Annotated in this window: 26 protein-coding genes; 17 read left to right on the forward strand and 9 right to left on the reverse strand. The window is 61.4% G+C overall.

The window, feature by feature from the left end; genetic code table 11:
- The first annotated feature begins 122 nt into the window (after positions 1-122).
- Both KI241_RS06095 and KI241_RS06100 read left to right on the forward strand, forming a co-directional pair.
- The gene (locus KI241_RS06095) at positions 123-1,469 is read left to right on the forward strand and encodes a carbohydrate porin (RefSeq protein WP_042731273.1); all 1,347 of its coding nucleotides are present in this window, start codon (positions 123-125) and stop codon (positions 1,467-1,469) included.
- A 188-nt stretch (positions 1,470-1,657) separates the two neighbouring features.
- Positions 1,658-2,512 carry a D-hexose-6-phosphate mutarotase gene (locus tag KI241_RS06100; RefSeq protein ID WP_042731274.1) on the forward strand — a complete coding sequence of 285 codons (855 nt, stop codon included), beginning with the start codon at positions 1,658-1,660 and terminating at the stop codon, positions 2,510-2,512.
- A gap of 136 nt (positions 2,513-2,648) precedes the next feature.
- Here KI241_RS06100 and KI241_RS06105 read toward each other — a convergent pair whose 3' ends face one another.
- Positions 2,649-3,509, reverse strand: a complete 861-nt coding sequence (locus KI241_RS06105) for a MurR/RpiR family transcriptional regulator (RefSeq protein WP_172679730.1) — start codon at positions 3,507-3,509, stop codon at positions 2,649-2,651.
- A gap of 196 nt (positions 3,510-3,705) precedes the next feature.
- On the opposite strand from KI241_RS06105, the gene zwf reads away from it, so the two are divergent.
- The 3 genes from zwf to KI241_RS06120 are packed head-to-tail and all read left to right on the forward strand — an operon-like array spanning position 3,706 to position 6,558.
- Positions 3,706-5,175, forward strand: a complete 1,470-nt coding sequence (zwf, locus tag KI241_RS06110; RefSeq protein ID WP_042731276.1) for a glucose-6-phosphate dehydrogenase — start codon at positions 3,706-3,708, stop codon at positions 5,173-5,175.
- A complete protein-coding gene (pgl, locus tag KI241_RS06115) occupies positions 5,162-5,875 on the forward strand; it encodes a 6-phosphogluconolactonase (protein ID WP_212803466.1) in 714 nt (237 codons plus the stop codon). Before zwf ends, pgl begins: the two co-directional genes overlap by 14 nt.
- 17 nt (positions 5,876-5,892) lie before the next feature.
- Positions 5,893-6,558 (forward strand): bifunctional 4-hydroxy-2-oxoglutarate aldolase/2-dehydro-3-deoxy-phosphogluconate aldolase, encoded by a 666-nt coding sequence (locus tag KI241_RS06120; protein WP_042731278.1) that lies wholly within the window; start codon positions 5,893-5,895, stop codon positions 6,556-6,558.
- Positions 6,559-6,668: 110 nt separating this feature from the next.
- On the opposite strand, the gene KI241_RS06125 is transcribed toward KI241_RS06120, so the two are convergent.
- Positions 6,669-7,856 carry an aminotransferase class V-fold PLP-dependent enzyme gene (locus KI241_RS06125; RefSeq protein ID WP_042731279.1) on the reverse strand — a complete coding sequence of 396 codons (1,188 nt, stop codon included), beginning with the start codon at positions 7,854-7,856 and terminating at the stop codon, positions 6,669-6,671.
- 11 nt (positions 7,857-7,867) lie between these two features.
- The gene (locus KI241_RS06130) at positions 7,868-8,104 is read right to left on the reverse strand and encodes a DUF3820 family protein (protein ID WP_047736908.1); all 237 of its coding nucleotides are present in this window, start codon (positions 8,102-8,104) and stop codon (positions 7,868-7,870) included.
- Between the two features lie 203 nt (positions 8,105-8,307).
- Between KI241_RS06130 and KI241_RS06135 the strand changes: the two genes are divergently transcribed.
- The 4 genes from KI241_RS06135 (at position 8,308) to KI241_RS06150 (ending at position 12,067) form a co-directional block, all read left to right on the forward strand.
- The gene (locus KI241_RS06135) at positions 8,308-8,775 is read left to right on the forward strand and encodes a PA2169 family four-helix-bundle protein (protein ID WP_042731281.1); all 468 of its coding nucleotides are present in this window, start codon (positions 8,308-8,310) and stop codon (positions 8,773-8,775) included.
- A gap of 225 nt (positions 8,776-9,000) precedes the next feature.
- Positions 9,001-11,001: an FUSC family protein gene (locus KI241_RS06140; protein ID WP_042731282.1), complete on the forward strand. Its 2,001-nt coding sequence runs from the start codon at positions 9,001-9,003 to the stop codon at positions 10,999-11,001.
- The gene (locus KI241_RS06145; protein WP_047736905.1) at positions 10,988-11,194 is read left to right on the forward strand and encodes a DUF1656 domain-containing protein; all 207 of its coding nucleotides are present in this window, start codon (positions 10,988-10,990) and stop codon (positions 11,192-11,194) included. The genes KI241_RS06140 and KI241_RS06145 overlap by 14 nt, the downstream gene beginning before the upstream one ends.
- A gap of 9 nt (positions 11,195-11,203) precedes the next feature.
- Positions 11,204-12,067, forward strand: a complete 864-nt coding sequence (locus KI241_RS06150) for an HlyD family secretion protein (protein ID WP_047736904.1) — start codon at positions 11,204-11,206, stop codon at positions 12,065-12,067.
- A 99-nt stretch (positions 12,068-12,166) separates the two neighbouring features.
- Here KI241_RS06150 and KI241_RS06155 read toward each other — a convergent pair whose 3' ends face one another.
- Together KI241_RS06155 and KI241_RS06160 are read right to left on the reverse strand one after the other, a co-directional pair.
- Positions 12,167-12,637 (reverse strand): MaoC family dehydratase, encoded by a 471-nt coding sequence (locus KI241_RS06155; RefSeq protein WP_003184579.1) that lies wholly within the window; start codon positions 12,635-12,637, stop codon positions 12,167-12,169.
- A 42-nt stretch (positions 12,638-12,679) separates the two neighbouring features.
- Entirely contained in the window at positions 12,680-13,624 is a 945-nt protein-coding gene (locus KI241_RS06160; RefSeq protein ID WP_042732213.1) for an alpha/beta hydrolase, read from the reverse strand.
- A 281-nt stretch (positions 13,625-13,905) separates the two neighbouring features.
- On the opposite strand from KI241_RS06160, the gene fadD2 reads away from it, so the two are divergent.
- Together fadD2 and fadD1 are read left to right on the forward strand one after the other, a co-directional pair.
- Complete coding sequence (gene fadD2 / locus KI241_RS06165) at positions 13,906-15,594, forward strand: long-chain-fatty-acid--CoA ligase FadD2 (RefSeq protein WP_042732214.1); 1,689 nt, start codon at positions 13,906-13,908, stop codon at positions 15,592-15,594.
- A gap of 367 nt (positions 15,595-15,961) precedes the next feature.
- Positions 15,962-17,653 (forward strand): long-chain-fatty-acid--CoA ligase FadD1, encoded by a 1,692-nt coding sequence (fadD1, locus tag KI241_RS06170; protein ID WP_047736900.1) that lies wholly within the window; start codon positions 15,962-15,964, stop codon positions 17,651-17,653.
- Positions 17,654-17,841: 188 nt separating this feature from the next.
- On the opposite strand, the gene KI241_RS06175 is transcribed toward fadD1, so the two are convergent.
- On the reverse strand, positions 17,842-18,219 hold the full coding sequence (locus KI241_RS06175) for a hypothetical protein (protein ID WP_047736898.1): 378 nt from the start codon (positions 18,217-18,219) through the stop codon (positions 17,842-17,844).
- A gap of 195 nt (positions 18,220-18,414) precedes the next feature.
- Here KI241_RS06175 and KI241_RS06180 point away from each other — a divergent pair, with 195 nt between their 5' ends.
- The 3 genes from KI241_RS06180 (at position 18,415) to def (ending at position 20,267) form a co-directional block, all read left to right on the forward strand.
- Positions 18,415-18,606, forward strand: coding sequence for a CsbD family protein (locus KI241_RS06180; RefSeq protein WP_042729868.1), 192 nt, complete (start codon positions 18,415-18,417; stop codon positions 18,604-18,606).
- A gap of 174 nt (positions 18,607-18,780) precedes the next feature.
- Positions 18,781-19,731, forward strand: a complete 951-nt coding sequence (locus KI241_RS06185) for a YihY/virulence factor BrkB family protein (protein ID WP_042729867.1) — start codon at positions 18,781-18,783, stop codon at positions 19,729-19,731.
- A complete protein-coding gene (gene def / locus KI241_RS06190) occupies positions 19,728-20,267 on the forward strand; it encodes a peptide deformylase (protein WP_212803467.1) in 540 nt (179 codons plus the stop codon). Before KI241_RS06185 ends, def begins: the two co-directional genes overlap by 4 nt.
- Before the next feature lie 125 nt (positions 20,268-20,392).
- Here def and KI241_RS06195 read toward each other — a convergent pair whose 3' ends face one another.
- The 3 genes from KI241_RS06195 to KI241_RS06205 all read right to left on the reverse strand — a co-directional run bounded on the left by KI241_RS06195 (position 20,393) and on the right by KI241_RS06205 (position 22,606).
- Positions 20,393-20,809: a GNAT family N-acetyltransferase gene (locus tag KI241_RS06195; protein WP_042729865.1), complete on the reverse strand. Its 417-nt coding sequence runs from the start codon at positions 20,807-20,809 to the stop codon at positions 20,393-20,395.
- Positions 20,810-20,875: 66 nt separating this feature from the next.
- Positions 20,876-21,421 (reverse strand): hypothetical protein, encoded by a 546-nt coding sequence (locus KI241_RS06200; protein ID WP_212803468.1) that lies wholly within the window; start codon positions 21,419-21,421, stop codon positions 20,876-20,878.
- A 153-nt stretch (positions 21,422-21,574) separates the two neighbouring features.
- Positions 21,575-22,606 (reverse strand): LacI family DNA-binding transcriptional regulator, encoded by a 1,032-nt coding sequence (locus KI241_RS06205; RefSeq protein ID WP_042729863.1) that lies wholly within the window; start codon positions 22,604-22,606, stop codon positions 21,575-21,577.
- Positions 22,607-22,821: 215 nt separating this feature from the next.
- On the opposite strand from KI241_RS06205, the gene KI241_RS06210 reads away from it, so the two are divergent.
- The 3 genes from KI241_RS06210 to KI241_RS06220 all read left to right on the forward strand — a co-directional run bounded on the left by KI241_RS06210 (position 22,822) and on the right by KI241_RS06220 (position 26,083).
- The gene (locus tag KI241_RS06210) at positions 22,822-23,355 is read left to right on the forward strand and encodes a gluconokinase (RefSeq protein WP_042729862.1); all 534 of its coding nucleotides are present in this window, start codon (positions 22,822-22,824) and stop codon (positions 23,353-23,355) included.
- A gap of 92 nt (positions 23,356-23,447) precedes the next feature.
- A complete protein-coding gene (locus KI241_RS06215; RefSeq protein ID WP_042729861.1) occupies positions 23,448-24,800 on the forward strand; it encodes a GntP family permease in 1,353 nt (450 codons plus the stop codon).
- A gap of 135 nt (positions 24,801-24,935) precedes the next feature.
- Positions 24,936-26,083, forward strand: a protein-coding gene (locus KI241_RS06220; protein WP_144419424.1) for an IS3 family transposase whose coding sequence is annotated in 2 segments (ribosomal slippage) — positions 24,936-25,191 and positions 25,191-26,083 — 1,149 coding nt in all. Because the reading frame shifts where the segments join, the coding sequence is not laid out codon by codon here.
- Positions 26,084-26,158 lie beyond the last annotated feature (75 nt).

The raw sequence follows: 26,158 nt of genomic DNA on the forward strand, positions 1-26,158 counted from the left end.
GCATTCGCGAGCAAGCCCGTTCCCACAGCAGAGCATGCGGTGGGTGGGGGACCATTCGCCGCAATCGTTGTAAACCGCGTTAGATAAAAACAGTTAATAACAATAAAGACGAGGATGTAGGGATGAAGAAGAAAAACAACACCCAGCTTATCTGCCAGTTGTCAGCCGTTGCGGCGATGATGCTGGCCGGTAGCGCACATGCGGCCGACGCGTTCAGCGCCGATTCGCAGTGGATGACGGGTGACTGGGGTGGTGAACGGACCAAGCTGATCGAGCAGGGTATCGACATCAAGGCTGACTACGTCGGTGAAGTGGGTGGCAACCTGCACGGTGGCTACAACAACGACAAGACAGCGCGCTACTCCGACCAGTTCGGTCTGGGCGTGGCGTTGGACCTGCAAAAGCTGTGGGGCTGGGATAACACCCAGGCCAAGATCCAGCTGACCAATCGTAACGGGCAAAACATCTCCAATGACCGTGTCGGCGATCCGCGTGCCGGCACCTTGAGCTCTTCGCAGGAAGTCTACGGCCGTGGCCACATGGTCCGTCTGACCCAACTGTGGATCAAGCACCAGTTCCTCGACGGCAAGCTGGACGTGAAGGCCGGTTACTTCGGCGAAGGCGAAGACTTCAACACCTTCCCTTGCGAATTCCAGAACCTGGCTTTCTGCGGTTCCCAGGTGGGTAACTGGGCGACCAACATCTGGTACAACTGGCCCGTCAGCCAGGCGGCGATCCGCGTGAAGTACAACCTCACGCCTGAGTTCTATGCGCAGATCGGTGCCTACAACCAGAACCCTTCGCAACTGGAGCACGGCAACGGCTTCAAGCTCAGCGGCAGTGGCACCAAGGGCACCGTCATCCCGGTCGAGCTGGTCTGGTCGCCGAAGGTCAACAACCTGCCAGGCGAATACCGGGTCGGTTACTACAAAAGCACGGCCGATGCCAATGACGTCCGTGAGGATGACAACGGTAACGACGCCGCGACCACCGGCAATGCCTATCGCAGCCATGACAGCAAGCACGGCTACTGGTTCGTGGCGCAGCAACAGCTCACCACTCACAACGGTGACGCGTCCCGCGGCCTGAACATCGCCGCCAACGCGACCTTCCACGACAAGGACACCAACGTCGTCGACAACTACCAGTCGTTGATGTTCGTGTACAAGGGGCCGTTCGATGCACGTCCCAAAGATGACATCGGGATCGGCTTCTCGCGTATCCATGTCAACGATGACGTGAAGAAAAACGCCGAGCTGACCAACGCTGCCAATGGCGTCAACGACTACAACGACCCGTTGTTCGCACCGCTGCGCAGCACCGAGTACAACTACGAGCTCAACTACGGTGTTCACGTCACCAACTGGCTGACCGTACGTCCCAACCTGCAGTACATCACCCACCCAGGTGGCGTGGATGAAGTCGACAACGCCCTGGTGGCCGGCCTGAAAATTCAGTCGGTGTTCTAACGTTGTTGCGATAAGCTCCTCTCTATGTGCGCATATTTGCGGACAGCCAAGGCTGTCCGCTTTTTTTTGGGGAGCACTCAATCGTTTGGTTGGACACCGAGCGTTGTGGCGAGGGAGCTAGCTCCCTCGCCACAAAAGAGCGCGTCGCGAACAGATGAGCAATTCAATGATTTCCAGGACCGCGGCCCATGCATGAGCATCCGCTACAACGCTTTTTCAGATCCTTGCGCGAGCGCCCGGTGTTTGCCTGGGAGCGCTATCGGCAGCGCGATGTGCTGGTGATCGACCATCCGCTGTGCCAGGCGGTGTTCAGCCGCCAGGGCGCGCAGTTGCTGCATTTCCAACCCCGTGGCCAGAAACCCTGGTTGTGGTGTGCGGCCAAGTGGCCGCAAGTCGGTGCGATACGCGGCGGGGTGCCGGTGTGTTGGCCGTGGTATGGCCGCCATCCCAGTGAAAACGCCTGGCCGTCCCATGGCTGGGCGCGACTGATCGACTGGAAACTGCTCGACAGCCGCAGCGATGACGACGGCGTGCACCTGCACTGGCAGTTGCAACTGTGCGACTGGCAGGTGGACCTGCATGCCGACCTGGGTGAACGCATGGAGCTGCGCTTGAGCACCGAGCACCAGGACAGCCTGCCGTGCCAGTTGAGTCAGGCTTTGCATGCCTACTGGCGTATTGGCGATGTTGGTGAGATAGCGCTGTCTGGGCTGGAAGGTGCTCAAGGTTACGACCAGTTGAGTCGCGAGGTTTGCCAGCAGGAAGGTGAGTTGCGAGTCGACGGCGGTTGCCAGCGGGTGTTCCAGCATGAGGGCGAATTGCAGCTCAAGGATCGCGCCTGGCAGCGCGAACTGTGCATCGACACGGGCGACAGCGCCGACACCGTGGTGTGGCACCCGGGTGCCCGGCCATTGCTGGGGGTGAGCTGGGATGAGATCAGCGAGTTTGTCTGCGTCGAGGCCGCCAGTGGCGGCACCGACAGCCTGTGCCTGGCGCCGGGGGAGCGGGCTCACCTGAGTTTGCAGGCGCGGGTGGGGGCTTGATTCTGGAGGGGGGGTGAGGCTGCCGGCCCCATCGCGAGCAAGCTCGCTCCCACAGGGGGGGAACGCCAAAGATCCAGTGTGGGAGCGAGCTTGCTCGCGATGACGGCTTGTCAGGCCATAAAGCACTCACGCCGAATCAGTTGAACTCATCCCCCACCGGATACCGGCTGGCGTTCAGGCTTTCCTTGATCTTGCGCAGGTGCGGCTGGAAATCCACGCCTCGGCGCAAGGTCATGCCGGTGGCGAGCACGTCCAGCACGGTGAGTTGGATGATCCGCGACGTCATCGGCATGTAGATGTCGGTGTCTTCGGGCAGCGGAATGTTCAGGCTCAAGGTGCTGGCCTTCGCCAGGGGCGAATTTTCAGCGGTCAGGCCGAGCACGGACGCTCCGTTTTCCCGGGCGATGCGTGCCACTTCCACCAGCTCGCGGGTGCGCCCGGTGTAGGAAATGATCACGAACAGTTCGCCGGTATGGGCCACCGACGCGATCATGCGCTGCATCAATACGTCGGCGTGGGCGGTCACCGCCAGGTTGAATCGGAAGAACTTGTGCTGGGCATCCAGGGCCACCGGAGCCGAGGCGCCGAGGCCGAAGAAGTGGATCTGTCGGGCCTGGATCAGCAGGTCCACGGCACGACTGATCAAATTTGGATCAAGGGCCTGGCAGGCGCTGTCCAATGAAGCAATGGCACTGCCGAAGATCTTGCGGGTGTAGGCTTCCGGGTTGTCGTCGGCTTCCACGGCGCGGCTGACATAGGCTGCGCCGCTCGCCAGGCTCTGGGCCAGTTGCAGCTTGAGTTCCGGGTAGCCGCTGACGCCGAACGAGCGGCAGAAGCGGTTGACGGTCGGTTCGCTGACCGAAGCGGCCTGGGCGAGGGCAGCGATGCTGAAGCGGGTCGCCTGCTGTGGGTTGAGCAGGATGATCTCGGCCACCTTGCGTTCTGCCTTGTTGAGTTCTTCAAGGCGAGTCTGGATCTGTTCCAGTAAATTTCGCACGCGGTCCATACAAGATTCCTAGAAAGACGGGTCTTTGGTACGACCCTTTGCGGTGGCCTATCCTACTGTTGGCTCCGACGGACCACCACTCGGAAACGGTATTTTCGGAAAATGTTGTGGTTATTACTACATTTTTCCTTGAGTGATGCCTTGAAAAAAGGTATTTGTAGCTTAACTTGATAAAAGAACAAACATCATGCATTCGATTACGGTTGAACCGTGCACCTTTGCCTTGTTCGGCGCGTTGGGCGACCTGGCCCTGCGCAAGCTTTTTCCTGCCCTTTATCAACTCGATGGCGCGCAATTGCTGCACGAGGATACGCGAATCATCGCGCTGGCCCGTGAACCCGGCAGCGAGCAGCAGCACCTGGCTTTCATTGCCACCGAACTGCGCCGCTACGTGGGCGACAAGGACCTGGACGAAGCCGTGGTCGAGCGCTTCCTGGCGCGACTGACGTACCTGCATGTGGACTTTCTCAAGGCTGACGATTACGTCGCCCTGGCCGAGCAGGCCGGTTCGGCCCAGCAGGTCATCGCCTATTTCGCCACCCCGGCGGCGGTGTACGGCGCGATCTGCGAGAACCTGGCCAAGGTTGGCCTGAGCGAAAACACCCGCGTCGTGCTGGAAAAACCCATCGGCTCGGACCTGGAGTCGTCGCGCAAGGTCAACGACGCGGTGGCGCAGTTCTTCCCCGAAAACCGCACCTACCGCATCGACCACTACCTGGGCAAGGAAACGGTCCAGAACCTGATTGCGTTGCGGTTCGCCAACAGCCTGTTCGAAACCCAGTGGAACCAGAACTACATCTCCCACGTGGAAATCACCGTGGCCGAGAAGGTCGGTATCGAAGGCCGCTGGGGCTATTTCGACAAGGCCGGCCAACTGCGGGACATGATCCAGAACCACTTGCTCCAACTGTTGTGCCTGATTGCCATGGACCCGCCGGCCGACCTGTCGGCCGACAGCATCCGTGACGAGAAGGTCAAGGTGCTCAAGGCCCTGGCGCCGATCAGCCCGGAAGGCCTGACCACCCAGGTGGTGCGCGGCCAGTACATCGCCGGCCACAGCGAAGGCAAGGCTGTGCCGGGTTACCTGGAAGAGCCCAATTCCAACACCCAGAGCGACACCGAAACCTTCGTCGCCCTGCGTGCCGACATCCGCAACTGGCGCTGGGCCGGCGTGCCGTTCTACTTGCGTACCGGCAAGCGCATGCCGCAGAAGCTGTCGCAGATCGTCATCCACTTCAAGGAACCGTCCCACTACATTTTCGCCCCTGAGCAGCGCTTGCAGATCAGCAACAAACTGATCATCCGCCTGCAACCGGACGAAGGGATCTCCTTGCGGGTGATGACCAAGGAGCAGGGCCTGGACAAGGGCATGCAATTGCGCAGCGGTCCGTTGCAACTCAACTTCTCCGACACCTGGCGCAGCGCACGGATTCCCGATGCCTACGAGCGGTTGTTGCTGGAAGTCATGAATGGCAATCAGAACCTGTTTGTCCGTAAAGATGAAATCGAAGCCGCGTGGACGTGGTGTGACCAGTTGATCGCCGGGTGGAAGAAGTCTGGCGATGCGCCCAAGCCGTACGCGGCCGGGTCCTGGGGGCCGATGAGCTCCATTGCACTGATCACGCGGGATGGGAGGTCATGGTATGGCGATATCTGAAGTGAAACTGCCCCAGGGCGTCAGCGCCCTCGAATTCAAGAGCCCGGTGTTGTTGGCCGAAGGCTTGGCCCTGAAGGTGGCCGAGCAACTGCGCGAGGCGATCGACGCGCGTGGCACGGCCGTGCTGGTGGTGTCGGGCGGTCGTAGCCCGGTGGCGTTTTTCCAGAGCCTGGCCAAGCAGGCCCTGGACTGGTCGAAGGTGTTGGTGAGCCTGGCGGACGAGCGCTGGGTGCCGGTTGAACATGCCGACAGCAATGCCGGCCTGCTCAAGCGCTACCTGCTGCAAGGCGCTGCGGCCAAGGCCCAGTTCCTGAGCCTCTACAGCCCAAGCGCCAACCTGGAGGCGGCCGCCGAACAGGCCGATCGCCTGCTGGGCGAATTGCCGTCCATCGACGTGTTGGTTTTGGGCATGGGAGACGACGGGCACACCGCGTCGTTGTTCCCCGACAGCCCGAACCTGGCTCAAGCCCTCGATGCCCAGGGCACGCGCCGCTGCTGGCCGATGCTGGCGCCGACGGTGCCGCATCAGCGCCTGACCATGAGCCGTGCCTTGCTGGCCTCTGCGAAGCACAAAGTGCTGTCGATTTCCGGTCAGTCGAAATTGACCACCCTGAGCGCCGCGGTGGCCGGTGACAACGTCGCCGAAATGCCGATCCGTGCGTTTTTGCAACCTACGTTAGAGATTTACTGGTGCCCATGAACCAAGGATCAGCCGCTATGACAAACCCATCCCCGACCGTTTCCATGGCGGACAAAGTTGCCCTGATCGACAGCCTCTGCGCCAAGGCGCGGATCCTGCCGGTGATCACCATCGCCCGCGAACAGGACATCCTGCCGCTGGCCGACGCCTTGGCTGCCGGTGGCCTGACGGCGTTGGAAGTGACCTTGCGTTCCCAGTTCGGCCTCAAGGCCATCCAGGTCCTGCGCGAGCAGCGTCCAGAGTTGGTGACCGGTGCCGGTACGGTGCTCGATCGCCATATGCTGGAGGCCGCCGAAGCGGCCGGTTCGCAGTTCATCGTGACCCCAGGCATTACTCGTGACCTGCTTGAAGCCAGCGTGTACAGCTCGATCCCGTTGTTGCCGGGCATCAGCAACGCCTCGGGCATCATGGAAGGCTATGGCCTGGGCTACCGCCGCTTCAAGTTGTTCCCGGCGGAAGTCAGTGGCGGCGTCGCGGCCATCAAGGCCCTGGGCGGCCCCTTCGGCGAAGTGAAATTCTGCCCGACCGGCGGCGTCGGTCCGGCCAATATCAAGAGTTACATGGCATTGAAGAACGTGATGTGCGTGGGCGGCAGTTGGATGCTCGATCCGGAGTGGATCAAGAACGGCGACTGGGCCCGCATTCAGGAATGCACCGCCGAGGCCTTGGCGCTGCTGGACTGATTCGACCGAACCTCGTTGGGTGCTCTACGGTTTTACGGTGCGCTTGGTCGGCGCACCGTTTTTTTTTGCCTGAAGTTCGCCACATCGTGCCAGCTGAACACCGACCACAATTATGTTCGGCTCAATTCGATCAGCGCTTGGGTCAACCGTTCGATATCACTCGCCAAGGTAATCAGCCCTGGGGTAATGCGGATGCAAGGCCCGGCGCTGGTTTGGCGCACCACGGTGAAGATCCCGTACTCGTCGAGCAATCGATCGGCCATCGCCTGCTGGTCGGTGTGGGCGGTGAAGCGCATGGCGGTGATGCCGCAATACAGGCGCCGATCGTCCGGTGTCATGACTTCGATGCCTGGCAGGTCGCGCACCGCCGTCACCCACAGGTCGCGCAAGTGGCACAGGCGCGCGCCCTTGGCCGAGGCGCCGCCCAGGGCGCGGTGCTCCTCGAACACCAGGGGCAGGGTGAGCAACGCCGGGATGTTGGGCGTGCTGTGGGGCGTGCGCGAGCGGATGTCACTGGCCGGATAGCTCCCTTCGTCCATGTCCGGGTCGATGTCGGCCAGCCGATGGGGGGCGATGTACAGGAACCCCAGGGCCAGCGGACCGCCGATCCACTTCTGCAAATTGAACCCGGCAAACTCGATTCCGAGCTTCTGCAGGTCGAAGTTGATCTGGCCCAGGGCGTGGGCGCCGTCGAGGATGATGTCGACCCCGAACTCCCGGGCGGTCTCGGCAATTGCCTGGACCGGCATCACCAGCCCGGTGAGGTGGTTGACATAGGTCAGCGCCATCAATTTGAGGCGAGGGTGCTGGGTGAACGCTTGGCGGTAAGTGCCCACCAGGCTCTCGTAGCTGGCGGGGTGCGGGTGGACGATTTCAATCAGTTCCACGCCGCGCTGGCGCGCCAGCCAGCGCATCGCGCTTTTGACCGAGGCATATTCCACGTCACTGATCAGCACCTGGTCGCCCGGTTTCAGGCCGTTGTAATTGCGAATCAACGTCTGCAGGGCGTCCACTGCGCTGGTGGCCAATGCCACGGCCTGGGGCGCAGCGTGGATCAACTGCGCGATCTGGCGGCGAATGGCTTCGCTGTGTTCAAGGTCGAAATGCTGGCGTACATACACCGAGTTTGTGCGGTTGATGAATTCGATGTTGCGTTGGTATTCCTCGACAACGGTGCGGGACATGCGCCCGAAGTAACCGTTTTCCAGGTTGAGCGGTGCACCAGGATCGACATCGTAGCGACCGACAAAGGTCTGCCAGAAAGCTTCATCGTGGGCGCGCAGCGTATTCTCGGGCATGGGAGACTCGGTCAATGGCGGGGCTTGGGTTTGCCGTGTTTGGCGCGCAACGGGTCGAGCAGGTCGGACAAACCGTTGTGGTCGATTTCCTGCATCAACGCCAGCAGGCCGCCCAGTTCGCCGTGGGGAAAACCTTCGCGGGCGAACCAATTCAGGTAAGGGCCGGGCAGGTCGGCCAGGATGCGACCCTTGTATTTGCCGAAGGGCATCTGGCGGGTGACCAGCAGTTCGAGCATTTGCGGGTTCATGGCATTCGTCTTCCTTCAACCAGCCTGGAAAATACAGGCATTCTGCATGCAGGCCAATTGACAGATCATGCAAATAACGCGGATACAGATTTCCGGTTAAATATTAACTGATTGATTTTATTGAATATTTATCTTGTTTTTGGCCTGGCACGGCCGATGCAATAGTCCTTGCAGGTTTTATTCACCAGCAAAGGAACTGAAAAATGACTGACATCAACAAAGAATCCATCTCCGTCCTGAACGACCTGATCGAGACCAGCAAAGATGGCCAGGAAGGGTTCAAGACCTGCGCAGAAGACATCAAGCACCCCGAACTCAAGGCGCTGTTCGTGAAGCGTTCGACTGACTGCGCGACGGCTGCTGCCGAACTGCAAGCGGCTGTACGTTCCCTGGGCGGCGATCCGGAAACCTCCACCAGCGTAGCCGGTGACCTGCACCGCCGTTGGGTCGACGTGAAGTCGATGTTCACTGGCAAGGACGAAGAGGCAGTGCTCAACGAAGCCGAGCGCGGCGAAGACCATGCCTTGAAGGCTTATCGCGAAGCCATCGAGAAAATCAACAAGCACAACCTGGTGGGCATTCGTGATCTGGTCGAGCGCCAGTACCACGGTGTGCAACGCAACCATGATCAGGTCAAGGCGCTGCGTAACCAGGCGCGTGCTGCCAGCTAACGCGCACGCCTGACCCAAAAAAACGCCAGCTTGCCTGGCGTTTTTTTGTGGGCGTCGTTTGGCGACAAGGGATCTCTTGCGCAGCGTCGCCGGTCAGAGAAAGTGTGTTGTGAAAATCAACGGTAATCGCCTATGGACTGAAGTAGTTAGCCAGCTAATAATTGCGCCTGCCGATTACCTGCATTCCATCTATCGTTACAACGTTCCCCCAGAAGAGTCTTTTGCGTGCCCATTACCTTCCAGGCCCTGTTCGCTCCCGACCGCCTCGCGTTGCAGTTCGCCATCAAGACCGTGCTCGGCGCCGGACTGGCCCTGTGGCTGGCGTTGCGCTTCGGGCTGGAGCAGCCGTCGTGGGCATTGATGACGGCGATCATCGTCGCGCAGCCGTTGTCCGGCATGGTCGTCCAGAAAGGCCTGGCACGCCTGCTCGGCACGCTGGTGGGCACGGTCATGTCCGTGGTGTTCATGGCCCTGTTCGCCCAGACACCGTGGTTGTTCCTGCTGGCCCTGGCGGTGTGGCTGGGCTTGTGCACGGCCTGTTCGACGTTGCTGCGCAGTGCCTGGTCTTACTCATTCGTGCTCGCCGGGTACACCGTGGCGATCATCGCCTTGCCGGCCATTTCCCATCCTTTGACCGTGTTCGACCAGGCGGTGGCGCGCTGCACCGAGATCAGCCTGGGGATCATCTGCGCCACGGCCGCCAGTGCCTTGCTCTGGCCGCTGCGGGTCGAGCGGCAACTGGCCGGGCAGGCTCGCGCCGCCTGGCAGAGCGGCATGCAGGCGGCCCGTGCCACCCTGGCGGGCGATGCCCAGGCGCGCAAGGGCTTGCTGGAAATCCTCGGCAAGATTGTCGCGGTCGACGCCCAGCGTGAACACGCCTGGTTCGAGGGCCGCCTGGGGCGGCAGCGGGCCCGGGCCATCAGCGGCTTGAGCCAGAAACTGTTGATGCTGCTGCGCATTTCCCGCTCGGTGCGTCGGCAGTGGAGGCAACTCGATCCCGTCGAAGCCCAGGCGCTCCAGCCGTGGATGGACGACGTGCAGCAAGCCCTCGACGGCGACAGCGCCACGTTGCAAGCGCTGCGCCCCCGGGTGTGGGATGCGTCCCACGATCCGCAGATCAGTTCGGCACAGAGTTACTGCCTGGCCAGGATCGCGTTGTTGCTCGACACCGCCCTGGCCGCCTGCGCGGCCCTGACGGCTGTGCAGGAGGGCAAGGCGGCGGTGGATCCGCCGCGCACCCTGGCGCCTCATCGCGACCTGTCCCTGGCGATGGTGTTTGGCGCGCGCAGTGCCCTGGCGTTCCTCGCCGTGGCCAGTTTCTGGCTGGCCACGGCCTGGCCTGCGGCCTCGGGCGCCCTGGTGCTCACGTGTGTGGTGTGCAGCCTGTTCGCCAGCCGCGAAAACGGTGCGCAGATTGGCATGAGCTTCCTGCGCGGTATTTGCCTGGCCGTGCCCACGGCGTTCGTGATCGGCGAGATCGTACTGCCGCAGTGGAGCAGTTTCGCCCTGCTCAGCCTGGCCATGGGCGTGCCTTTGTTTTTCGGCGCACTGGGCATGGCCAAGCCGCCGATCTTCGCCACCGCTACCTCGTTCTGCCTGCATTTCGTGGTGTTGGTCTCGCCGCTCAACACCATGAAGTACGACGTCGCGGCGTTCTTCAACAACGCCCAGGCGATGATGATCGGCGTGGGCGCGGCGGTGCTGGCGTTCAACCTGCTGATGCTGCGTGACCCGGCCTGGCACAGCCGGCGCTTGCTGGCGGCGACGCTCGATGATCTGGTGCGTCTGACCCATCGCAGCCTGCGTGGCGCCGAGAGCTGGTTCGGCGGGCGCATGGCTGACCGACTGTTGCAACTGGCGCGGCATTACCCGGAGTTGCCGGTGCAGGCCCGCAGCCGTTGGGACGACGGCTTGCTGGGCCTGGACATTGGCGATGAGCTGTTGCACCTGCGCCTGAGCCTGGCCGTCGCCCAGGTGTCCGAGCAGCAGGCGCAGCAACGTTACTTCGCTGCCTTGGAGCACACGCTCGAACGCGGGCCGGCCGGCGATCGGGCCGACGCCCTGGCGACGGCGAGCGCCGAATTTCTTGAGGTGTTGGCGGCCCAACCCGCCAGTGATGCGCTGAAACTGGCCCAGGGCGCGGTGGTGCAATTGCAGAACAGCTGGCGCGCCTGGTGCCGCCAGCATGAACCTGAACGACGGGAGCACAGCCATGGGCTTGCGTGAGTGGACGATTGGCGGGGTGTTGCTCAGTCCGTTCCTGATTTACCTGGTGTTGGCGCTGCTGGTGACCGGCGCGCTGCGCCTGTTGCTCGGCCTGCTGCCGGTCGGGCGCTGGATCTGGCATGAAGCCTTGTTCGACTGCGCCCTCTATGTCTGTGTCCTGACTGTCATTACCGTGGTCCTCGGGCCGCTATAGGAGTTGAACATGCGTACCTCCGTACGTGTCGCCGTCACGCTGTGCGTGGTTGCCGTGGCGATCTTCGCCGGGTTCCACCTGTGGCAGTACTACATGCTCACCCCCTGGACCCGCGATGCGCGGATCCGTGCCGACGTGGTGGTGATTGCGCCCGACGTGTCGGGTTGGGTGCGCGAGCTCAAGGCGGTGGATAACCAGCAGGTCAAGGCCGGCGATCTCTTGCTGAGCATCGACCGCGAGCGTTTCGAGGCGGCGGTGGAAAAAGCCCATGCGGTGGTCCAGACCCGCCAGCAGCAACTGAGCCTGCGCGAACACGAAGCCAGCCGCCGCGCCGCCCTGGGGCCACAGGCCATCAGCGCCGAGCTGCGGGAAAACGCCCAGATCAACGCCGGCATCGCCCGCGGCGAATTGCGCGAAGCCCAGGCCGAAGCCAAGGTTGCCGAGCTCAACCTGGCCCGCAGCCAGGTCCTGGCCCCCCGCAGCGGCCACATCACCAACCTGCGCCTGGCCGAGGGCAACTACGTGAACGCCGGGCAGCCGGTCATGGCGTTGATCGATGACTCGACCTTCTATGTGCAGGCTTACTTTGAAGAAACCAAACTGCCGAGGATTCGCGTCGGTGATCTGGTCAAGGTCTGGCTGATGAGCACCGACCATGCATTGCAAGGCCACGTCGAGAGCATCAGCCGGGGCATCACCGACCGCAACACCAACCCCGATGCGCAACTGCTAGCGGAGGTCGAGCCGACGTTCAACTGGGTGCGCCTGGCCCAGCGGATCCCGGTGCGGATCAAGTTGGACAAGGTACCGGAAGGGGTGAACCTGAGTGCAGGGATGACGGCGAGCGTGCAAGTGCGCGAAGACCTGCCATAGTCCGTCGCGCCACGAACCTTGTGGCGAGGGGAGCTTGCTACCTCGCCACAGGAGATGCGGTGCTTCATTCAATCCGCTGGGGCTGATCGCTTCAGCGAATCAACCGACAGTAATCGCCGGCAGCGTCGGCAAGGTCACGGTCTGTTGCTTGCGCGGGGCGAGGATTTCGGCTTCGCCGTCCACCACCAGCTCATCACGCTGATTGAACACGCGGGTCGCGATGCGCACGCGGAATTTCGGCAGTTTCTCGAGGATCTCCAGGCGCACGGTCAGGGTGTCGCCGATCTTCACCGGTTTCTGGAAGCTCATCTGCTGGCCGATGTAGATGGTGCCCGGCCCAGGCAGCTCGCAGGCCACCGCCGCGCTGATCAGCGCACCGCTGAACATGCCGTGGGCGATGCGTTCCTTGAACATGCTGGCCGCGGCGAATTCGGCGTCCAGGTGCACCGGGTTGTGGTCGCCCGACATCGCGGCGAACAGCTGGATATCGCGTTCTTCCACGGTCTTGCTGTAGCTGGCGGTCTGGCCGACTTCGAGGGCTTCGTAAGGGATGTTGGTAACCTGGGTCATGTGTCTTGAATCCTGTGACGGGTAAAGGAAAACGCTGGAGACCTACTCGCTGCGTGGCGGCCGTTTGTGGCTGAGGGCCTGGGCAATCCAGGCCAGTACGTCGGCGGTCACTTCATCGCGGTTGGTTTCATTGAACAGTTCGTGCCGGGCCTGCGGGTAGATCGTCAGTTGCAGGTGCTGGCTGCCTGCGGCGCGCAAAGCGTCGGCCAGATCCTTCAGACGCTTGCCTTGGCTCACCGGATCACATTCACCACCGATCACCAGCAGCGGCAGGCCCGGATCGATCTGGGCGAGATTGGACGCTTTGCTGATTTGCTGCAACCCGCCGAGCAGATCGACCCACAGCTGGTTGGTGCAGCGAAAGCCGCACAGGGGGTCGTGCACGTACTTGTCGACTTCCGCCGGGTCCCGGCTGAGCCAGTCGAAAGCGGTGCGCGTGGGCTTGAAAGGCTTGTTGAAACTGCCGAACGACAGCCACTCGATCAACGCACTGCGCCCGGTGGCACCCTGGCGCCGACGCTCGAAACGCGCGATCAGGCGCGCGGCGCGGTAGAGCGCCACGGGCTGAAAGTTGGAACCGCTGAGGATCGCTCCATGCAGGCTGGCGCTGTGGTGCAGCAGGTAGCCCTGGGCGATGTAGCTGCCCATGCTATGGCCGAGCAGCACGATTGGTGTGTCTGGATGTTGCTGGCCGATGTGATGGTTGAGGCTCGCCAGGTCGCCCACGACCTTGGCCCAGCCGTCCTGATCCGCGTAATGCCCGAGGGTCGCTCCGTCGGCGGTGCGTCCGTGGCCGCGCAGGTCCGGGGCGTAGACGCCATAGCCCTCATCGCACAGCGCCTGGGCCAGGCGCGCATAGCGGCCGCTGTGCTCGGCCATGCCGTGGGCCAGCAGGATGACCGCCACCGGCGCGGCGTCGGGCAGCCACTGGTTGACGAACAGACGGCTGTGGTCGGTTGCGGTCAGCCAGAACGTTTGGTGGATCATGGCGGTTCCTTGGCACGATGTTGCTCAATGGTATAGCCCATCCGTTGCGTCTCGCCTGATCAGACGACGCTTTCGTGTCTATGTGGTCAGTTCTGTCAGTCACTTCGGCGCCAGAAGCTGAACTCACCACACAAACCACTAGGCAGGAAGATTCACACGATCTATGACGCAGGTTGCCATATTTGCCTGATTGACCATAGCTGCTAGTGTCCCAGAAGCTCCGCCTCTGCAAGCGATACAGATGCGGTCCCGGATACGCTCAGGTAAAGAGGACAAAAACAATGCAGCCTGATTTCTGGAATGACAAGCGCCCGGCCGGCGTGCCCCAGGACGTCGACCTCGACGCCTACAAGTCGGTCATCGAGGTGTTCGAGCGTTCCTGCAAGAAGTTCGCCGACCGCCCGGCGTTCAGCAACATGGGGGTGACCCTCACGTATGCCGAGCTCGAGCGCTACAGCGCGGCGTTTGCCGGCTACCTGCAAGCCCATACCGACCTGGCGCCGGGCGATCGCATCGCGGTGCAGATGCCCAATGTCCTGCATTATCCGATTGCCGTGTTCGGCGCTTTGCGGGCCGGTCTGATCGTGGTCAACACCAACCCGTTGTACACCCCGCGGGAAATGCGCCATCAGTTCAAAGACTCCGGTGCCCGCGCGCTGGTGTACATGAACCTGTTCGGGCAGAAAGTCCAGGAGGTGCTGCCCGATACCGACCTGCAGTACCTGATCGAAGCCAGGATGGGCGACCTGATGCCTGCCGCCAAGGGCTGGCTGGTCAACCTGATGGTGAACAAGGTCAAGAAAATGGTCCCGGACTATTCGCTGCCCCAGGCCATTTCGTTCAAGAGTGCGTTGCGCCTGGGACGCGGCCAGCCGATCAAGCCGCTGAAGGTCAGCCTCGATGATGTGGCCGTACTGCAATACACCGGCGGTACCACCGGGCTGGCGAAAGGCGCGATGCTGACCCACGGCAACCTGGTGGCGAACATGCAGCAGGCCCGGGCGTGCCTGGGGCAGTTCGGCGACGATGGCCATCCGCTGATGCGCGAAGGCCAGGAGGTGATGATCGCGCCGCTGCCGCTGTACCACATCTATGCCTTCACGGCCAATTGCATGTGCATGATGGTCACCGGCAATCACAACGTCCTGATCACCAATCCGCGGGACATCGGCGGCTTCATCAAGGAGCTGAAGCACTGGCGATTCTCGGCGCTGCTGGGGCTCAACACGCTGTTTGTGGCGTTGATGGACCACCCGGACTTCAAGACCCTGGATTTCTCCCACCTCAAGGTCACCAATTCCGGTGGCACCGCGCTGGTCAAGGCCACCGCAGAGCGTTGGGCGCAGCTCACCGGATGCCGCATCACCGAAGGCTACGGCCTGACCGAGACCTCGCCCGTGGCCTGCACCAACCCTTATGGCGACAAGTCGCGACTGGGCACGGTGGGCTTGCCGGTGCCCGGCACGCTGATGAAGGTGATCAGCGACGACGGCATCGAGCAGCCCTTGGGCGAACGTGGCGAGTTGTGCATCAAGGGCCCGCAGATCATGAAGGGCTATTGGAACAAGCCCGAAGCCACGGCCGAAGTGCTGGACAGCGAAGGCTGGTTCAAGTCCGGCGATATCGCGGTGATCGACCCGGACGGATTCGTGCGCATCGTCGACCGCAAGAAGGACATGATCATCGTCTCCGGTTTCAACGTGTACCCCAACGAGATCGAAGACGTGGTGATGGCCCATCCGAAGGTGGCCAACTGCGCGGTGATCGGCGTGCCGGACGAACGTTCGGGGGAGGCGGTGAAACTGTTCGTGGTGGCGCGCGAAGCGGGCGTCAGCCTGGAAGAGCTCAAGGCCTACTGCAAGGAGAACTTCACCGGCTACAAGATCCCCAAGCACATCGTGCTGCGTGAGTCGTTGCCGATGACGCCGGTGGGCAAGATCCTGCGTCGTGAGTTACGCGACATCGCCTGAGGCCCGAGAAGCCCAGTAGCCCTCTGTGGGAGCGAGCCTGCTCGCGATGGCGATATATCAGTGACAGAGATGCTGACTGATACACCGCCATCGCGAGCAAGCTCGCTCCCATCGTTTTTTGGGTATTCAGGGCGATTCAGATCAGGCTAGAATTTTTACTCTAAAAATGACCATTGAATATTCTTGAGTCATGTTTGTGACTGTGGGGGCCACTTTTGGCCCTAGGCGACCCTCGGCAAAGCTGCTACTCTCGGCGCGCTTTTGTGACTTCTCGGCCTTGATTCAAGCCAGATTCACCAACAAACACACACCAATAATAATCGCATCAAATGCGGTGAGAATTCGCGTTGCTGAGGAGTGGGCTTCCATGATCGAAGACTTTTGGAAGGATAAGTACCCAGCTGGGATTGCTGCCGACATCAATCCAGACGAGTATCCGAATATTCAGGCGGTGTTGAAGCAGTCCTGCCAACGCTTCGCCAACAAGCCGGCATTCAGCAACCTCGGCAAGACGATCACCTACGGTGAACTCTACGAGTTGTCCGGGGCCTTTGCCGCGTACCTGCAACAGCATACCGATTTGCAGCCCGGTGATCGAATCGCCGTGCAGTTGCCCAACGTCCTCCAGTACCCGGTGGCCGTGTTCGGTGCGATCCGCGCCGGGCTCATCGTGGTCAATACCAACCCGCTGTACACCGCGCGGGAGATGGAACACCAGTTCAACGACTCCGGCGCCAAGGCGCTGGTGTGCCTGGCGAACATGGCGCACCTGGCCGAGGCCGTGGTCCCCAAGACGAGTGTCAAGCACGTCATCGTCACCGAAGTGGCCGACCTGTTGCCGCCGCTCAAGCGCCTGTTGATCAACAGCGTGATCAAGTACGTCAAGAAGATGGTCCCGGCCTATCACTTGCCCAAGGCCGTCAAGTTCAACGATGTGCTGAGCAAGGGCCACGGCCAGCCGGTGAGCGAAGCCAACCCTTCCAGCGATGAGGTGGCGGTGCTGCAATACACCGGCGGCACCACCGGCGTGGCCAAGGGCGCGATGCTGAGCCACCGCAACCTGGTGGCGAACATGCTGCAATGCAAGGCGCTCATGGGCTCGAACCTCAACGAAGGTTGCGAAGTGCTGATCACGCCGCTGCCGCTGTATCACATCTATGCCTTCACCTTCCATTGCATGGCGATGATGCTGATCGGCAACCACAACATCCTGATCAGCAACCCGCGCGACCTTCCGGCGATGGTCAAGGAACTGTCCAAGTGGAAGTTCAGCGGCTTCGTCGGCCTCAACACCCTGTTCGTGGCGCTGTGCAACAACGAGGCGTTCCGCAAGCTGGACTTCTCGGCCCTCAAGGTCACCTTGTCCGGCGGCATGGCCCTGCAACTGGCGGCGGCCGAGCGCTGGAAAGCGGTGACCGGATGCCCGATCTGCGAAGGCTATGGCATGACCGAGACCAGCCCGGTCGCCACGGTGAATCCGATCCAGAACATCCAGGTCGGCACCATCGGTATTCCGGTGCCTTCGACCTTGTGCAAGGTGATCAACGACGCGGGCGTCGAACAGCCGTTGGGCGAAATCGGCGAATTGTGCGTGAAGGGGCCGCAGGTGATGAAGGGCTACTGGCAGCGCCAGGAAGCCACCGACGAAATCCTCGACAGCGAAGGCTGGCTCAAGACCGGTGACATCGCGCTGATCCAGCCCGACGGCTACATGCGCATCGTCGATCGCAAGAAGGACATGATCCTGATCTCCGGTTTCAACGTGTACCCCAACGAGCTGGAAGACGTGCTGGCGACGCTGCCGGGCGTGCTGCAATGCGCGGCCATCGGCATTCCGGACGAGAAGTCCGGTGAAGCGATCAAGATCTTCATCGTTGCACGACCGGGCGTCACCTTGACCAAGGAGCAGGTCATGGAGCACATGCGCGCCAACGTCACCGGCTACAAAGTGCCCAGGGCCGTGGAGTTCCGCGATGCCTTGCCGACCACCAACGTGGGCAAGATCCTGCGGCGCGAGCTGCGTGATGAAGAGCTCAGGAAACTGGGTGTGAAGAAGTAAAAAGCTTGTACACAAAAAGCCCCGCATGAGCGGGGTTTTTTATTGGGCGGTGATCTGGAGTCGACCGCCGTTGTGGCGAGGGGATTTATCCCCGCTGGGCTGCGAAGCAGACCCAAAAAGCGAGGGCCGCTTCGCGCCCCAGCGGGGATAAATCCCCTCGCCACAATGGGTTGTTCGTCAGCAGTTGGCTACACCCTGAACTGCGCAAAATCCAGGTTGGTGCCCCCCGGCCGCATGTCTTGCAGGTACGAATCCTTGTCCGCGCTCAACTCCAGGCTCAGGGCTGCCTTGCGCTTGCCTTGGTTGCGTACTTCCAGGCCTTCCATTTTTTCGCGCAGGAACACCGTCGGCACTTTCAGGTGCAGCAACTGGTCGGTGGCCGGGGTGTGCAGCAGCAGGTGGATCCATTCGTATTGCCCGATGGCCAGGCGCGTCACCGGGAGGTTGAACCAGAAAATGTTGCGGTTGCGGTTCAATTCGCTGAAGTGGCAGTTGTTGACGCCCAGTACGGCGCCGCCCAGTTCCTGGTTCCTGCGGGCAATGGCCTGCTTTTTATCGAGTTTCATAACGTTCCTACGGGGTTGGAGCTTCAAGCCGCAGCCTGAATACGTGGGGCATTCTCGGGGGTTGCTCGGCAAACATAAAGCGCAACCTGCATTTGCCGATCAAATGTGCCGTTGAAAAAAATGAAACTCCCCGCAAACGGCCCCGGTCAACCCTATGTAATGACTTTTCGTAGCGTTGTTCACAGGAGACACATCATGGGTAGCACGAGCGATAAAGTGAAGGGCGTTGCCAACGAAGCCGTCGGCAATATCAAGCAAGGCGTCGGCAAGGCCACCGACAATGACCGCCTGCGCGCCGAGGGCGTGGTCCAGGAGAAGAAGGGCGAGGTCCAGCAAAACGTGGGCAAGGCCAAGGACGCGCTCAAGAAAGGCGTCGATAAAGCGTAACCGGCCCGCTGGAAAAACGATTGGAACGGCCATCTGCGGGTGGCCGTTTTCGTGTCGGCTCGAACTTGCGCCGGGGAAATTGTTCCAAAAGTCGCCAAACAGGTTACTTTGTCTGGCATAACAACCCATGAGTCGCCAAGCGACCTTCCTTTTTTGCGGCGAAAGGAGACGCACATGATGTTCCCGGCCATGAAAGGCTTGCCCTTGCATCGTGTGATGATGCGCACCGTGACCGAGTTTCTCGACGACGAGATGTCCACCTATGCGTCGGCATTGGCCTATCAGATGCTGTTTTCGCTGTTTCCCTTCATCCTCTTCCTGATCGCGCTGATCGGTTTCCTGCACCTGCCGGACTTCTTTTCCTGGCTGCGCCTGCAGTCGGAACTGGTGCTGCCGCCCCAGGCCCTGGAGCAGGTCAACCCGGTGATCGACCAGCTCCAGCAATCCAAGGGTGGGTTGCTGTCGGTGGGTATTGTCATTGCCTTGTGGACCGCCTCGGCGGGCGTGCGGCTGATGATGAGCGCCATGAACGCTGCCTACGACGTGGTGGAAGGCCGTCCGGCCTGGAAGCGTTTCCCGCTGTCGATCTTCTACACCGTGGGCATCGCCGGCATGTTGCTTATTGCGGCGGCGCTGATGGTTCTCGGGCCACAGGTGATGGAGTGGATCGCGGCCCAGGTCGGGCTGGAGGAATTCATCGTCACGCTCTGGACGATCGTGCGCTGGCCGGTGATCGTGATTTTGCTGATGGTGGCGGTGGCGTTGATCTATTACGTGATGCCTGACGTCAAGCAGGAGTTTCGCTTCATCACGCCGGGGTCGGTGCTGGCGGTGGTGGTGTGGATCATCGCTTCGCTGGGCTTTGCGTTCTACGTCAAGACCTTCGCCAACTACAACGCCATGTACGGCAGCATCGGCGCGATCATCGTGCTGTTGCTGTACTTCTACATTTCTTCGGCGGTGCTGTTGCTTGGGGCGGAAATGAATGCCGTCATCGAGCACATGTCCACCGAGGGCAAGGACCCGGGTGAAAAACACCCTGGCGAGCACGAGAAACAGCATGTGTCGGGCCTGGGCCGCGACCATTCAATCCCTCACCCCCACCCCGATGAAGCCCGACCATGATTCGCGAAATCCTGAAGATGGGGGACGAGCGCCTGCTGCGCATTGCCCCGCCCGTGCCACCGGAGATGTTCGACTCGCCGCAGCTGTGGCAGTTGATCGATGACATGTTCCAGACCATGGAAAGTGTCGGCGGCGTTGGCCTGGCGGCGCCGCAGATCGGCGTGGACCTGCAGTTGGTGATCTTCGGCTTCGAGCACAGCGAGCGATACCCCGACGCCGAGGCCGTGCCGCAAACGATCCTGATCAACCCGCTGATCACCCCGCTGGACCCGCAGATGGAGGAAGGCTTCGAAGGTTGCCTGTCCGTGCCGGGCCTGCGCGGCGCCGTGGAGCGCTATCGGCACATTCGCTACGAAGGATTCGACCCCAAGGGCCAGCCCATCGTGCGCACGGCCTCGGGGTTTCACGCGCGGGTAGTCCAGCATGAGTGCGATCACCTGATCGGGCGCCTGTACCCGTCGCGCATCAGCGACTTCAGCAAGTTCGGCTTCACCGAGGTGATGTTCCCGGACCTGGACCCTGCGGCCGACGACTGACTGGAACCGACACAGTCCCTCTGTGGGAGCGAGCTTGCTCGCGATAGCGATGTGTCGGTCACAGTCGAATCACAGACCCGACGCCATCGCGAGCAAGCTCGCTCCCACATTGGCCTGTGTTGCCATTAAGAAGGAGGCACCAACCCCATCGCAATCATCGGCTTGCTGCGGGCATACCGGCTCAATCGCTCCGCCATCGCATAGGGCAGGGCCGGGTCGAAGCTGAATCCGCGTCGTTCATAAAATTCACGCAGGTCCGGATGGCAGAACAACCACACCGGCGCTTGCACGGCCTTCACCGCCTCGGCGATCAACCGCGCCGCGATGCCTTGGGCGCGGTAGGCCGGGTCGACAAACAATCCGGTCAACCAATGCCCACCTGCTACCTGCCGCAGGCACAGGGCGGCGACGATGTCGTCCTGGCGCGCTACCCACAGCTGTGCGTCACGCACCGCCTTCATCGAGGATTGGTGGGCGCGGTAGAACTTGTTCATCAGCGGCCATAGCGGTTCGTCGAGCAACGTGTAGTGGATTTCAGGCATGGCAGGGGCGGGGGGAGGGAATCAGGGGCCGCCAGTATAGCTGGCCGCCCCGGCGCATCATCAAGCTTAGAGAGAGGCGAGGAACACATCAGCCAATGGGGTTTTGCCATCGGTACGGTTTTCCTGGGCCTTTTCAACCTGGGCTATCGCTGATTTGTCCTGCATGCGTTGCGCGATCTCCTGGCTGACGGCTGCCTGCTTCTCGGGCGGCATTGCCTGGAACTCTTCTTCGGTGATGCCCAGCTCCGCAAGAATGCTGTCGCGCAGGCGTTGCTCCGGCGTCTTGCTCATGTAGTCCTTGAAGGCTTCCATTGCGGAACTGCCGGCCGCGGCCGTGTCTTTGGACGACGAGCTCTGCAATTGCACGCGGGTCTTGGCGAATGCCTCGTCCACCTTGTCGCTGATGGCGATGGCTGCGTTGACCTGCTGGGTGGCGCGGCGGGTGAACGAATCCTGGACCTGGGTGCTGGCCTGGCTGGCTTGGGCCTGGACGTTATCGCGCAGCGCCTGCAATGCGGCGCTTTGCAGGCCGCTGGCCGCCTCGGCGGTAAGGTCCTCGCCGGGGCGTTTGAGGGGCAGATTGATCGCTTGCTGTTTGGCACTGACCAACATGATGGACACCTGTAGGTAATGGCTGGGCCATGGGCCAGAGCAATTCCCATGCCTGGCCTGCGACCCCAGGTTTTACAGGGGGCGGCGCCATCGGACGCTAGGAAGGGCGGCCAACCCTTGCCGCTGGACGGCATCGATCGACCGCCTGGGCCTTCAGGTGCTTTCGCGCACTTTGAGTTCGAACCCCATGTCCACCACCGGTTGCGCGATGCGGTTGCCCGCCATCAGCGTCAGCATCTGCTCAGCGGCGCGCTGGCCGATGGCTTCCCGTGGGGTGCTGATGCTGCTCAGGCGCGGCACCATGTGGGCGGAGGCGGGCAGGTCGTTGAAGCCCAGGACCGAGATCTGCTCGGGGATCCTGATGCCGCAGCGCAGGGCCTCGAACAAGGCGCCGTGGGCCAGGTCGTCGTTGCCAAAGAAGATCGCGTCGACATCCGGGTGGCTGTCGAGCAATTGCAGGAACAGCTCGCCGCCCAGCCCCACCGAGGACGGGCGTGGCGTCAGCAGTTCCAGATCCGGGTCGTACAGCCCGGCCTTCTGCAACGCGCGGCGGAAGCCTTCGCCGCGCGCCAGGGTGCGCTGGTCCAGCTGGGCGCCGATGTAGGCCAGGCGCTTGCGGCCCTTGGAAATCAGGTGCGCGGCGGCCGTCTCGCCAGCCTTGAGTTGGGAAAAGCCCACGCAATTGAGGCCCGCGCCGGGGTCCAGTTCCATCATGTACACACAGGGAATGTTGCTGGCCTCGATCATGCGCCGGGCGCTCTCGGTGCGGTCGAAACCGGTCAGCAGCAAGCCTCGTGGCTGATAGGCCATGTAGTTGCGCAACAGGTCTTCTTCTTCGTCCCGGGAATAGTGGTAGTTGCCGATCACCACTTCGAAGCCCTTGGGCCGCAGCACACGATGGATCGCCTCCAGGGTGTCGATGAACAGCAGGTTGGACAGCGACGGGACCAGCACTACCACCGAATGGCTCTGGGCCGATGCCAGCGCGCGGGCGGCCGGGTTGACCACGTAGTTGAGTTCCAGCGCGGCCTGGCGGACTTTTTCCACCAGTTCCGTGGCCACGGTGCTGACGCCGCGCAAGGCGCGGGAAGCGGTGATGGGGCTGACACCGGCCAGGTGTGCTACTTCGTTGAGGGTAGGGCGGCCGGTGGTGCGAGGATTCTTATCGTTTTTAGGGGCGGTCATCAGGGCGGCTTGCCAAACAAAAATCAAGGCACTAAGGTAGCGCTGTCTCGACGCGGCTGCAAATGCGTGAGCGGGGTTTGCCTGAACCTCGTGCGTGGGTGTCGTGAACGAACATGCTGCAACCACAAAAATGACAAGAAGGCGTCGGCAACTTCTGCTTTTGCTGCGGTGTCATAACTGGCAAAGGTAGCGCTGTCTGCGCGCTGAGGTGTTACATGAACAATCCCATCACCGCCCTGGTCATCATGGGCGTTGCCGGTTGCGGCAAAACCTGTGTCAGCCAGGCCCTGTGCCAGTTGAGCGGCGCCACCGCCATCGAAGGCGACACCTTCCACCCTGCGGCCAACATCCAGAAGATGAGCGCCGGTATTCCCCTGAACGACGACGACCGTGCCGGCTGGCTCGACAGCCTGTGCGACGAGTTGCGCCGCGTCGATGCCACCGGCGAACGCCCGGTGCTGACCTGTTCGGCCCTCAAGCGCAGTTATCGCGAACGTCTGCGCAGCGCCTTGCCGGGCCTGGGCTTCGTATTCCTCGAACTGACCCCCGAAGTGGCCGCCGACCGCGTGTCCCATCGTCCGGGCCATTTCATGCCGTCGACCCTGATCGACAGCCAGTTTGCCACCCTCCAGTCCCCTGTCGGCGAGCCCCTGACCCTGGCTCTGGACGCGTCCAGCCACAGCGTCGACGAACTGGCCCAGCAAGCCTACGCCTGGTGGTTGGAACACGGCTTGAAGCTGGCGAGCTGAGCCCCACTGTTTTTGCGTCAGAAAGATAGCGCTGTCCCGACGGCTTACAACTAACTGCTTCAATAACAACAACAAATCAGGAGACACCCCTCATGTTTGGCATGTCCCACGAGACGTTCCTACTGCTCGATGCAGTGGTCACGGTGATCGGACTTATCCTCCTCATCACCCAGTTCAAACTCCATCCGTTCATTGCCCTGACCATCGCCGCCGCGTTTCTCGGCCTGACCTCGGGCATGCCGATCGGCACCATCATCAAGGCGTTCCAGGACGGCTTCGGGGGGGTGCTGGGCTTTGTCGGGATCATCCTGGCGCTGGGCACGATGCTCGGCAAGATGATGGCCGAGTCGGGCGGGGCCGACCAAATCGCCCAGACCTTGATCCGCGCGTTCGGCAAGGACAAGGTGCAGTGGGCCATGATGTTCGCCGCGTTCCTGGTGGGGATTCCGCTGTTCTTCGAAATCGGCTTCGTGCTGTTGATCCCGCTGGTGTTCATCGTGGCCCGGCGCACCGGCGTGTCGATCATCAAGATCGGCATCCCGCTGCTCGCCGGCCTGTCCGCCGTGCACGGCCTGGTACCGCCACACCCGGGGCCGCTGCTGGCCATCGGGGTGTTCGGCGCCGACATCGGCAAGACCATCCTCTATGGGCTGATCGTTGCCTTGCCGACCGCCATCATTGCCGGTCCGATTTTCGGTACGTTCATCGCCAAGCACATTCCAGGTCACGCCAATCAGGAGCTGGTTGACCAACTGGCCCGCGAACCCGATGCCAAGGAATTGCCGAGCTTCAGCATCACCCTGGTCACCGTGCTGCTGCCGGTGTTCCTGATGCTGCTCAAGACTTTTGCCGATGTGGTGCTGCCGGACGGTAACGTCTTTCGCACGTTCATGGACCTGATCGGCCACCCGATCTCGGCGTTGCTGCTGGCGCTGTTGCTGTCGCTGTACACCTTCGGGCATCGCCAGGGCATCGGTTCGAACCAGATCCTGAAATTGCTCGACGCCAGCCTGGCGCCCACCGCCGCGATCATCCTGATCATCGGTGCCGGTGGTGGCTTCAAGCAGATGCTGGTGACCAGCGGCGTGGGTGATGTCATCGGCCATATGGCGGTGAATGCGCAGATCTCGCCGATCCTGCTGGCCTGGCTGGTGGCCGCGGTGATTCGTATCGCCACGGGTTCGGCCACCGTCGCGACCATCACCGGTGCTGGCATTGTGGTCCCCGTGGTGGGGATGATCCCGGGTGTGAACCGCGAGTTGCTGGTGCTGGCAACCGGCGCCGGTTCGTTGATCCTGTCCCACGTCAACGATGCAGGCTTCTGGCTGGTCAAGCAGTACTTCAACATGACCGTGGCCGAGACGTTCAAGACCTGGACCGCGATGGAGACCATCCTGTCCGTGGTGGGCCTGGGCTTTATCCTGTTGTTGTCGCTGGTGGTTTAAGCCGCGCATAAGCAATGTGGGAGCGGGCTTGCTCGCGAAGGCGGTAGAACATCAACATCTTCGTTGATGGTCTGAGCTGGTCTAATAGCCCCGGACACCTCAATGGGTGAAACTACACTCATTGAGGAATATTCCATGACTAAGAAGTACAGAAAATTCGACGCCGAGTTCAAGCTGAAGGTCTGCAAGATGGTTGTTGATCAAGGTCTGAGCGTGAACTCGGTTTGTACCGATTTAGGCCTGAGCGATACCGCCGTGCGCCGCTGGGTTCAGCAGTATCAAACCGAGCAGTCGGGCGGTACGGGGATTGGCAAACCATTGACCAGCGACCAGCAGCGTATTCGCCAGCTTGAACAGCAAGTCCGCGAACTGAAGACGGATAATGACATATTAAAAAAAGCTACGGCCTTCTTTGCCCGCGAGTTGAAGTGATCCACCAGTTGGTTCACCAAGTCCAATGCAAGGCCTACCCGGTGGCGCGTATCTGCCGGGTGTTGCGGATCAGTCGTTCGGGGTTTTACGAAGCTCGTCAGCGGCGTTTGAAGCCAAAACCTGTGTGCTCGGTTTCCGCTCAGCTCAAGGCTGCCTTCGTGTCCAATGAACACTGTTATGGCAGCCGTCGTTTGGTGAAAGCGCTGCGTGACACTGGCGTCTCCGTTGGACGGAACAAGGTCCGCCGCCTGATGAAACAACAGGATTTGCGTCCGATTTGGAAGCGCAAGTTCGTTCATACCACTGACAGCAATCACAATTTTCCGGTGGCTGAGAACCTGCTCAATCGCCAGTTCAATCCCGAGCGCATCAACCAGTCGTGGGTCGCTGACATCACCTACATCCGTACCCGCAGCGGCTGGCTGTACCTGGCGGCCGTCATGGACCTGTACTCACGCAAAATCGTGGGCTGGGCCATGGCACCCCACATGCGAGCAGAGTTGGTATGCAGTGCGATGCAACTGGCCATCGCGCAGAGACAACCTGAACCGGGCTTGATCGCTCATTCGGATCGAGGCAGCCAGTATGCCGGTACGGATTACCAGAACTTGCTGACGCGACATGGAATGCGTTGCAGCATGAGTCGCAAGGGCAACTGCTGGGACAATGCGGTCATGGAGCGCTTCTTCTTGAATCTGAAGATGGAGCGTGTTTGGCGCAAGGATTACGCCAACCATGGCGAAGCGATCAAAGACATCACGGACTACATCGTGCGGTTCTATAACGGAAGGCGAATCCATTCATCCTTGGGCTATTTGCCGCCCAATCAGTATGAGCGGCAAGCAGCCTGAAAAACACCGATTGAGGTGTCCGGAAAAAATTGACCACCTCAGTCAGTGCGCTTTCGCGAGCAAGCCCGCTCCCAC

The sequence above is a fragment of the Pseudomonas sp. Cab53 genome, assembly GCF_018325965.1.
Classification (GTDB): Bacteria; Pseudomonadota; Gammaproteobacteria; order Pseudomonadales; family Pseudomonadaceae; genus Aquipseudomonas; species Aquipseudomonas chlororaphis_E.